The sequence below is a fragment of the Castellaniella sp. genome (assembly GCF_034674885.1).
In the GTDB taxonomy this organism is placed as follows: domain Bacteria; phylum Pseudomonadota; class Gammaproteobacteria; order Burkholderiales; family Burkholderiaceae_B; genus Castellaniella.
Genome location: NZ_JAUCDS010000034.1, coordinates 19,744 through 28,875 on the forward strand (window position 1 = coordinate 19,744; position 9,132 = coordinate 28,875).

At 66.2% G+C, this 9,132-nt stretch carries 8 protein-coding genes and 1 tRNA gene; 2 read left to right on the forward strand and 7 right to left on the reverse strand.

Going from position 1 to position 9,132, the window contains the following annotated elements; all coding sequences use genetic code 11:
* Positions 1-21: 21 nt before the first annotated feature.
* Positions 22-945 (forward strand): M14 family metallocarboxypeptidase, encoded by a 924-nt coding sequence (locus tag VDP74_RS14075; RefSeq protein ID WP_323000275.1) that lies wholly within the window; start codon positions 22-24, stop codon positions 943-945.
* Positions 946-1,102: 157 nt separating this feature from the next.
* Here VDP74_RS14075 and VDP74_RS14080 read toward each other — a convergent pair whose 3' ends face one another.
* On the reverse strand, positions 1,103-2,698 hold the full coding sequence (locus VDP74_RS14080; RefSeq protein ID WP_323000276.1) for a sensor domain-containing diguanylate cyclase: 1,596 nt from the start codon (positions 2,696-2,698) through the stop codon (positions 1,103-1,105).
* A 132-nt stretch (positions 2,699-2,830) separates the two neighbouring features.
* Between VDP74_RS14080 and VDP74_RS14085 the strand changes: the two genes are divergently transcribed.
* Positions 2,831-2,907, forward strand: a tRNA-Met gene (locus VDP74_RS14085).
* 124 nt (positions 2,908-3,031) lie between these two features.
* Here the strand turns inward: VDP74_RS14085 and VDP74_RS14090 are convergent.
* The 6 genes from VDP74_RS14090 to VDP74_RS14115 form a co-directional block, all read right to left on the reverse strand.
* Complete coding sequence (locus VDP74_RS14090) at positions 3,032-3,397, reverse strand: pyrimidine dimer DNA glycosylase/endonuclease V (protein WP_323000277.1); 366 nt, start codon at positions 3,395-3,397, stop codon at positions 3,032-3,034.
* Between the two features lie 280 nt (positions 3,398-3,677).
* On the reverse strand, positions 3,678-5,222 hold the full coding sequence (locus VDP74_RS14095) for a phospholipase D family protein (protein ID WP_323000278.1): 1,545 nt from the start codon (positions 5,220-5,222) through the stop codon (positions 3,678-3,680).
* Positions 5,222-6,904 carry an FMN-binding glutamate synthase family protein gene (locus tag VDP74_RS14100; protein ID WP_323000279.1) on the reverse strand — a complete coding sequence of 561 codons (1,683 nt, stop codon included), beginning with the start codon at positions 6,902-6,904 and terminating at the stop codon, positions 5,222-5,224. Before VDP74_RS14100 ends, VDP74_RS14095 begins: the two co-directional genes overlap by 1 nt.
* 36 nt (positions 6,905-6,940) lie before the next feature.
* On the reverse strand, positions 6,941-7,399 hold the full coding sequence (locus VDP74_RS14105) for a DUF3293 domain-containing protein (protein WP_323000280.1): 459 nt from the start codon (positions 7,397-7,399) through the stop codon (positions 6,941-6,943).
* Positions 7,392-7,991 carry a DNA-3-methyladenine glycosylase I gene (locus VDP74_RS14110; protein ID WP_323000281.1) on the reverse strand — a complete coding sequence of 200 codons (600 nt, stop codon included), beginning with the start codon at positions 7,989-7,991 and terminating at the stop codon, positions 7,392-7,394. The genes VDP74_RS14105 and VDP74_RS14110 overlap by 8 nt, the downstream gene beginning before the upstream one ends.
* 37 nt (positions 7,992-8,028) lie before the next feature.
* Positions 8,029-9,132, reverse strand: a 1,104-nt coding sequence (locus tag VDP74_RS14115; protein ID WP_323000282.1) for a helicase HerA-like domain-containing protein, incomplete at its 5' end; no start/stop codon positions are given.

Sequence of the window (9,132 nt, forward strand, 5' to 3'; positions counted from 1 at the left end):
CCTGTGCTTGGAGCCAATCCCATGTCATCCGCCTTCTATCCCATCGGCACGCCTGGCACCCCCTGGGGGGTGGACGAGATCGCCACCTGGCTGGGGCGCCAGCGCCGCCAGCGCAGCTACGCCGATCTGGTGCTGCGGGTGGTGGACGCGTTGCGCGAACGTTTCGACGTCGTGCAGTACGGCGAACTGGACTACGCGCCCGACGCCTATCCCCTGATGGCCCTGCGCAGCCGCCGTTGGCGAGGCGACCGGCCGGTGGCGCTGGTGACGGGCGGGGTGCATGGCTATGAAACCAGCGGGGTCATGGGGGCTTTGCAGTTTGCCGAGCAGCACGCCGCCGATTTTGAGGATCGTTGCGACCTGATGATCGCGCCTTGCGTCAGCCCCTGGGGCTTCGAGCGCATCCACCGCTGGAATCCGCAGGCGCTGGACCCCAACCGGTCGTTCCGGCCGAATAGCCCGGCCCCGGAATCGGCGGCCTTGATGCGGCTGGTCGAGCCCTTTGCGGCGCGAGTGCGCGTGCATATCGATCTGCACGAAACCACCGACACCGACGAGACCGAATTCCGCCCGGCCCTGGCGGCCCGGGACGGACGCCCCTTCACCCCAGGCGGCATTCCCGACGGTTTCTATCTGGTGGACGACACCGACACGCCGCAGCCGGGATTCCAGCAGGCGATCATCGATGCCGTGGCCCGGGTGACGCACATCGCGCCGGCCGACGAACGCGGTGAAATCATCGGCTCGCCTGTCGTGGCGCCGGGTGTGATCCGCTACGCCCTGCGGCCCCTGGGGCTGTGCGCGGGCATCACCGACGCCCCGTACCGCACCACGACCGAGGTCTACCCGGACAGTCCCAGCGCGACGGCTGATCAGTGCAATGTCGCCCAGGCGGCCGCCGTCTGTGCAGCGCTGGAATACGCTTTATCGTACCAGGGAACCTAGGGTAATTCCCGATCTTGTGCTGGGGCGATCAGGTGCCTATACTGGAATCACTACCGAACGGTAGTGATTCTTCGCCTCATCGGCGTTGACTTCGCACTGCGCCCATGCAGTGCTTACTGCCCCAGTGGCGGTAGGGCCCCACCAGAAGGTGGGGCCTTTACGTTTCTGGCATCCCGATCAGGTCGTCGCTTTGCACGACGCGGTTGCGTCCGGTCTGCTTGGCTCGGTACAGGGCCTGGTCGGCGGCCTTCAGCACCTGGGTCGTGTCGGCGGCGTCTTCGGGCGTCCAGGATGCCACGCCGATGGATACCGTCACGGTTTCACCCGGCAGGATCGTCGCCTGCTCGATGCCTGCTCTCAGCCTTTCCGCCATGTTGGCGGCGATGTCCTGGCGCGCCCCAGGCAGGATCGTCAGGAATTCCTCGCCGCCCATGCGAAACAGGGTGTCGCCCTCGCGGGCCTGGTTCCGCATCCATTGGCCGATCTGGCGGATCACCTGGTCCCCCGTATCGTGGCCGTAGGTGTCGTTGATGTGCTTGAAGAAATCGATGTCCAGCGTAATGACGGCGAATGGCTGCTCCAGGGTCTGGAATGTCTGCAGGGCCAGGTTCAGCCCGCGCCGGTTGCCCAGGCCGGTCAGGGGGTCCTGGTAGGCTTCGTCATGCAGTTGATCGAGTTGCGCGCCGACGGCGCCCAGGCTTTCCAGCAGAGCCCGCTGCAGGCGCTGTGCTTCGAAATACCAGCAGCGGATCGACTGGATGCGGCGCGCCATGTTGTCCTCGTAGCCATCCTGCACGACGAGCGCCAGTTCGCCCAGGGGGCGGGAGACCCAGCTGGCCAGGAACCAGAGCAGCGCCAGCAGCAGGCCTACCGGAATCAGCGACAGCCACAGCGCCCGGTGCATCAGCGCGTCCAGGCGCGCCAGCGTGACCTGGGTGGGACGCTGGACGACGATGCCCCATTGGGTGGACGGCACGTAGGCAAAGCCGGCCAGCATGTCGATGCCCTGGCTGTTGGTGATCCGCAGCGCGCCGGACCGCCCCTGCAGCACGGCGTTGATGGCGGGGTTGTCGTAGTTGACTTCCGTGCCGATCCGATTGGCCTGCGGGTGATACAGCAGCCGGTGCGTGGCATCCACCACATAGACGTAGGTGTCGTTGCGAAAGTAGTGCCGGCCGATCAGGCGCGACAGGCCGCCGTCGGACTTCAGGTAGACGGTGCCCGCCAGATAGCCCAGGTATTGGTCCTTGGCGGTGTACAGCGGATGGGAAATCAGAATGGACAGATTGCCCAGGATCGACGTGAAAGGGCTGCTGATCATGGGCGTCTGGTGACGCAGGGCGGATCTCGGGTCGGATCGATCCACCCGGCGGCCCCGGACGTTCAGGGCTGCGGGGGCAATCGCCAGGATGACCCCCTGGCTGCCCGTGATGGAAACCGCATTGAATCCCGTGCCCTGCGCCCGCAGGCGCTCGACTTCGGATTGCAGCATGGCCGGATTCATGCCGGATTGGACGATGCGTTCGGCCGAATAGGCCAGATCCTGCTGGGCCTGTGACAGCAGATCGGATGTCGATGCAGCCAGTTTTTCCGCAAAGGCCTGGTTGGCCGCCAGGGTGTCTTCCATCAGCTGGTCGCGCTGGATCCGGTACGCCCCCGCTATGCCTGCGACCAGCATGGTCAGCACGCTGCCGATCGACAGAATCAGGACCAGTTGACGTAAAGTAATGCGGGAAGGCTTCCGGATCTGCATCCAGTGGGGGTTCCTTTGCTTGTGGGGTCGTTGCGGTTTCAACGATCTGGGACAAGCCAAAGCCTACTATAGCCATAAGGTTTAGACCACCCTCTTGCAGGCCAGAAGATTCTTGCTATAATTGCGTGCTTTGGCGCATTAGCTCAGTTGGTTAGAGCGACGGAATCATAATCCGCAGGTCCGGGGTTCGAGTCCCTGATGCGCCACCAGATTTTCCCCTGTTAGGTCAGGACACTGAAGCCACCCGATGCGGTGGCTTTTTTGTTGTCTGTGGCCTGGGTGTCGACGAAGCGTCAATCGCGTAGCAAAACGCGGCGCAACCCTGGCGGTGGCTTACGCGCTGCGCTCTTTGATTCTGGCTCGGTTCAGTGCCAGCGCTTCGGGGGTTGGATCCCAGTCGCCCCAGCAGGCGTCAGGTGTCCCTGGGAAATCCTCTCGGCGAACGCCTGAGTATGCCGGCTTGTACCCGCGCTTCTTCATCTCCGAGATCAGCTCTGCGTGGCGCCTGGCGAGATAGCCCAGCCGCGTGTAGAAGAAGAGCAGGTGTCCTTTGCCTAGGGTGTACGTCTCGGGCTGTGAAAACACCCCGCGCGCAACGGCCTTCTGTGCCAGTGCAAACACTCTGGGCAGTTCCCTGTATTCAGCGACCAGGTGAGGGCCGCTGAGTTCCTCGACGGGGATGCAGTTGATGCGGGTCATGGAGTTCGGATTGGGTGAAAGCCGTTTTATACCAGTTGTCCCCGGCAGCGGCCACCACTGCGATGTGCGCTGCTTCATGCCTGCGTTGGGCAGACGCTGACTGGTCACGCCCCCGCTAGCCGCCATGATCCTGCGGGATCGCGGACTGCTGGATCCCGTGATCGATTCTTGATCCGTCTACTGAAGATCCGCGTGGATCGTGGCTGTAGCAAATCTGTCATAGGGTTTTCCACGCGCTTATCCACCGGGGGTGTGGGTAAGTGGGGCGCGGTCTTGCGGGTTACAGCATCTCGTCCGGCGTCAGGGGCGCCAGCAGCTTTGCCAGGAACCGCAGCCACAGGCTGGTGTCGGGATCGTGTCCGACCACGGCGGGGGGCGTCTCCTGCGGCGCCTGCCAGAGCAGGGTGTCGTCCTGCGTCAGTGTGACTTTCCAGGCGGCCGCGTCGATCATGTGCTGTACCTGCTCGCCGGCCTGCCGCGCGAGCGCGGGGCTGTGGATCACCAGGGCGATTTCCGAGTTCTGCAGCTTGGACCTCAGGTCCAGATTCATCGAGCCGATGCTGAGAATGCGGCCGTCCACGATGACCAGCTTGGCGTGCAGGCTGGCGCGCGTCCCTTTGCTTGTGAAGCCCGACATTGTGTCCTGCAGCCGGGCGCGCGCCTGTGCCCGGGTCTCATGCAGTTCCAGCCCCAGGCGCAGGAGCTGCTTGCGGTGGCGCGCGTAGCCGATCTGCGCCAGCAAGGCGTCCGTGGATGCCAGCGAATTGGTCAGCACGCGCACCCGCACGCCTCGCGCCTTCAGGTCGGTGAACAGCATCATCATCTGCGGTCCGGGGACGAAGTAGGGCGACACGATCACCACGTCGTGCTGTGCTCTGCTCAGCAGGGACAGCAGGCCTTCGATGACCGCGCCCTCGACGGGTGCGCCGTCTTCGGCGGGCATGAGCTTGAGCGGGCTGTCGACCAGCAGTCCCGCCGGAGCCCAGGTCAGCGGCAGCGTTGCCAGGTCCAGCGCCGGCGGCAGCGCCGGTGCTTCCCTGGCGGGCTCGTCGGCGCTGTCTGCAGGTCGGGGGCGGGTGGTTTCGCGCAGTTGCCTGAGTTCGGCGGACGTGACCAGCGAGGCGACCGGATAGGCCAGGAGACTGTTCCAGTAGCGGTCGAAGCTGGCTGAAATCCGCTGTACCACGGGGCCGGCTGCCAGCACGTCCATGTCGATGAAATCGCTGCCGGTCGCCGTGCCGAAATAGACGTCCCCCAGATTGCGTCCGCCGATGATGCCCCAGGCATTGTCGGCCACGTACAGCTTGTTGTGCATGCGGTGCTGGATGCGCTGGAAGTCGTGCAGAGACCCCAGTGCGCGCCACAGGCCGGCGCTTCGGCTGCCGGGCAGCGGGTTGAACATGCGCATCTGCACACCCGGTATGTCAGCCATGCGCATGACCAGGGCGTCGCGCCCGACGCTGTTGAAATCGTCCAGCAGGATGCGGACACGCACGCCGCGCTGCGCCGCCGCCCGTACAGCGCGCAGCAGGTTGCGCACGGTGGGGTCGACGTGAATGGTGTAGTACTGGATGTCCAGCGTCTTGCTGGCCTGTTCGGTCAGCGCGAGCCGGCCTGCGTAGGCCATATTGGGCGAGGCCAGCAGGGCGAAGCCCGACAGGTCGCTTCGGGTTGCGGCGGGCTGCTTGCTCGCGACGAGCTGACCCAGGGCAGTGGCCTCAGGATGATCCAGGGCGGTGGACACAGGCCGCTGCACGTCCTTGGGCAGGCTGGCGCAGCCCGCCAGCAGCAGGGCGGCCGCCAGGGCCCATGGTCCGGGGCTCATCAGCTGGCGGCGGCAGTCGAGTCGGCCGCGTCCGGAATGCTGCGGTCCGCATGCCCCGACAGCGCGGCGCTGAGGCTGTACAGGGGCTCGAACGAATCGGCCTGCGCCATGGGCCAGGCCGTGCGGAAGATCGTGTTGCGGAACTTGCCTTCCAGCAGTTCGCCTTTCTGCAGGTCTGGGAACAGCGCGGACAGGACGCGGACTTCGCCGTTGGCGATGCGTCGGGCGATGTGGTGCGGTCGCAGATCGCTGGGGTGGTGCAGGCCGGCGGCGCCCAGCAGTTCGCCCAGTGCTTTCAGGGTGTTGGCGTGGTAGTTGGCGACGCGCACCGATTTATCGGCCACGACCAGGGCCTTCTGGCGCGCGGGGTCCTGGGTGGTGACGCCGGTCGGGCAGCGCCCGGTGTGGCAGACCTGGGCCTGGATGCAACCGATGGCGAACATGTAGGCGCGGGCGCTGTTGCACCAGTCGGCGCCCAGGGCCATGATGCGGGCCATGTCGAAGGCACTGATGACCTTGCCCGACGCCCCCAGACGGATCTTTTCCCGCAGGCCGATGCCCACCAGGGTGTTGTGGACCAGCCGCAGGCCTTCGCGCAGCGGCGTGCCTACGTGGTCCACGAACTCGATGGGGGCGGCCCCGGTGCCGCCCTCGGCGCCGTCGACCACGATGAAGTCCGGCGTGATGCCGGTGGCCAGCATGGCCTTGGCGATGGCGAACCATTCCCAGGGGTGGCCGATGCACAGCTTGAAGCCCACTGGCTTGCCGCCGGACAGTTCGCGCAGGCGCACGATGAAGTGCATCAGTTCAATGGGCGTGGAAAAGGCGCTGTGGCTGGATGGCGAGATACAGTCCTGCCAGGCGGGCACGCCCCGGGCGGCCGAGATTTCCGGTGTGACCTTTGGGGCGGGCAGCACGCCGCCATGGCCGGGCTTGGCCCCCTGGGACAGCTTGATTTCGATCATGCGGATATTGTCGCGGCAGGCCATGTCGGCGAAACGTTCCGCCGAGAAGCTGCCGTCCGCGTTGCGGCAGCCAAAATAGCCTGAGCCGATGTTCCAGATCAGTCCGCCGCCGTGTTCCAGGTGATAGCGGCTGACCCCGCCTTCGCCGGTGTCGTGGGCGAAATTGCCCAGGGCGGCGCCCTTGTTCAGGGCCCGCACTGCATTGGCGGATAGCGCGCCGAAGCTCATGGCAGAGATATTGAACACCGACAGATCGACCGGTTTCGTGCAGTCCGGACCGCCCACCGTGATGCGGAAATCGGTGTCCTGCACATGGGCGGGCACCATGGCGTGGTTGATCCATTCATAGTGGCTGTCGTAGACGTCGCCCTGGGTGCCGAAGGGGCGCTGGTCCATCTGCCGTTTGGCCCGTTGGTAGACCAGGGAACGGTCCACGCGCGAGAACGGCATCTTCAGCGTGTCGTCCTCGAAGAAGTATTGCCGCACTTCCGGGCGGATGTATTCGAACAGGAAACGCAGGTTGCCGATCACCGGATAGTTGCGGCGGATGGCGTGCCGGGTCTGGTTCAGGTCGTAGACCCCCAGGATGGACAGCGCCAGGAACAGCAGGCCGGGCAGCCACCAGGCGGCATTCACGCCGAGCGCCAGGCCAAGGCACAGGATGGTCAGGGCGATGGCGGTGTAAAAGGCGGTGTGGCGGGTGAACAATGAGCGCATGGGGGCTCCGTCTGGTGTGTCTGGGCAGTTGTTACCTTAGCAGACTGCGGTCCAGACCAGGCGCGCCACCGTGTCTTCCGGGCACTCGACCAGGGCGTTCTGCCCGAAACTTCTGGCCAGGATCAGCCCTGAAGCCAGGGGCAGGCCGGGGACCCAGAGACTGGCCTCGTCCGGCCAGATGCCTTGGGGATCCAGCCCCATGGCGGGCAGGCCGGGAAAGCCCAGCGCGTCGATGGCCTGGCGCAGCGCGCACATCCGCCGGGCATTGGCCGCAGGCCGCAGACGGCGGCTGCGCGGATTGCAGGCGGTCAGGATCAGGCTGTGGCGGCAGTGGTGGTGCAGATGCAGCCGGCCAAGCTCGGGGTGGGCCTGGCCGATGCGGATCAGCAGCGCGGGCGCCGCGTCGATGCGGTACAGGGCGTTCAGATAGGCCTCGGCCAGGGCAGAGGATGCGGGCGCGCCGCCGCAGCAGCGTTCCGGACGGTGTTCAGGCACCGGACAGGGCCGCATGCCGGTGGCAGTCTGTCGTATGGTCCATCAGGCAGCCGATGGCCTGCAGATAGGCCTGGCAGATCGTCGGGCCGACGAAGGTGAAGCCGTGGCGTTTCAGCAGGCGGCTGAGCGCCTGGGCTTCCGGCCCCGCCGTGGGGATCGCGTCCCCCGGTGCGTAGTGGTGAACGCGCGGGGCCTGGTCGACGACCGACCAGATCAGGGCCACAGGGTCGGGCAGGCTCAGCCAGGCGCGCGCATTGGTGCCGGCGGCCTGCAGTTTCAGGCGATTGCGGATGATGGCTGCGTTCTGCATCTGGGCCTGCACCCAGGCAGCGTCGGTCTGTGCCAGGGCCTGGGGCTCGAAACCGAAGAAGGCAGCGCGAAAGGCCTCGCGCCGGCGCAGGATGGTCAGCCACGACAGGCCCGCCTGGAAGCCTTCCAGGATCAGCATTTCAAACAGATGGCGGGGATCGCGGGACGGCACGCCCCATTCGTGATCGTGGTACTGGACGTATAGCGGGTCGGCCGTGCACCACCGGCAGCGGGGCCGGTCGTCGGGCGCAACCGCAGGCAGGGCATGAACGGGCGTGGGCATGGTGGCAGGCCTTTGATGTTCGACCGGGGGCTGCGCCTTAGCGCCGCCGCCCGACCAGGGATCCCAGCAGGCCGCGCATCAGCTGATTGGCGGCGTTGCGCACCATGCTCTTGGCGACGGATTGCACTACGCCGTCGCGGCGGCCGCCGCGCGGGCCGGTGGAACCAAACAGGAAATCGCCCAGCATGTCGGTGACACCGTCACCGCCCGAGCCTGCGTTCGGGCTTCCGCCGGGGCTCGACGCCTTCTGGTTCGCCTGCGCGGATGCGGGTGCATCGCCCTGGGCGCGTGCCTGCAGGATCTCGTAGGCGGATTCGCGGTCCAGGGCCTGGTCGTACTTGCCGCCCAGCAGGGACGCAGCCCGCAGGGCCTGCCGTTCGGCATCGGTGGCGGGACCGATCCGGCTGCCGGGGGCGGCCATCCAGACGCGTTCTGTGGCCATGGGCTGGCCCTTGGTGTCCAGCATGGACACCAGGGCCTCGCCCACGGCCAGTTCGGTGATGGCGGCCTCGATGTCCAGGCCCGTGTGCGGGCGCATGGTCTGCGCAGCGGTGCGCACGGCCTTTTGATCGCGGGGGGTAAAGGCCCGCAAGGCGTGCTGCACCCGGTGGCCCAGCTGGCCCAATACCGTATCGGGAATGTCGGCCGGGTTCTGGGTGACGAAATACACGCCCACGCCCTTGGATCGGATCAGGCGCACGACCTGTTCGATTTTTTCCAACAGGGCCTTGGGGGCGTCCTTGAACAGCAGGTGGGCCTCGTCGAAGAAGAACACCAGCTTGGGTTTGTCCAGGTCGCCGACCTCGGGCAGGCGTTCGTAGAGGTCGGCCAGCATCCACAGCAGGAATACGCCGTACAGGCGCGGGGCCTGCATCAGCCGGTCGGCGGCCAGGATGTTGATCATGCCGCGCCCCTGGGCGTCTGTGCGCATCCAATCGAAAACGTCGAGCATGGGTTCGCCGAAGAACTGGTCTGCGCCTTCGGATTCCAGGCGCAGCAGGCTGCGCTGGATGGCGCCGATGGACGCCGAGGACACCTGTCCGTAGCGGGTGCGCAGTTCGGCAGCGTGGTCGGCCACGTATTGCAGCATGGTGCGCAGGTCTTTCAGATCCAGCACCAGCAGGCCTTCGTCGTCGGCCAC

Coding starts and splice junctions, on each gene's coding strand:
- VDP74_RS14095 (WP_323000278.1), bottom strand. CDS start 5,222: ATGAGCCCCGGACCATGGGCCCTGGCGGCCGCCCTGCTGCTGGCGGGC.
- VDP74_RS14075 (WP_323000275.1), top strand. CDS start 22: ATGTCATCCGCCTTCTATCCCATCGGCACGCCTGGCACCCCCTGGGGG.
- VDP74_RS14110 (WP_323000281.1), bottom strand. CDS start 7,991: ATGCCCACGCCCGTTCATGCCCTGCCTGCGGTTGCGCCCGACGACCGG.
- VDP74_RS14080 (WP_323000276.1), bottom strand. CDS start 2,698: ATGCAGATCCGGAAGCCTTCCCGCATTACTTTACGTCAACTGGTCCTG.
- VDP74_RS14090 (WP_323000277.1), bottom strand. CDS start 3,397: ATGACCCGCATCAACTGCATCCCCGTCGAGGAACTCAGCGGCCCTCAC.
- VDP74_RS14100 (WP_323000279.1), bottom strand. CDS start 6,904: ATGCGCTCATTGTTCACCCGCCACACCGCCTTTTACACCGCCATCGCC.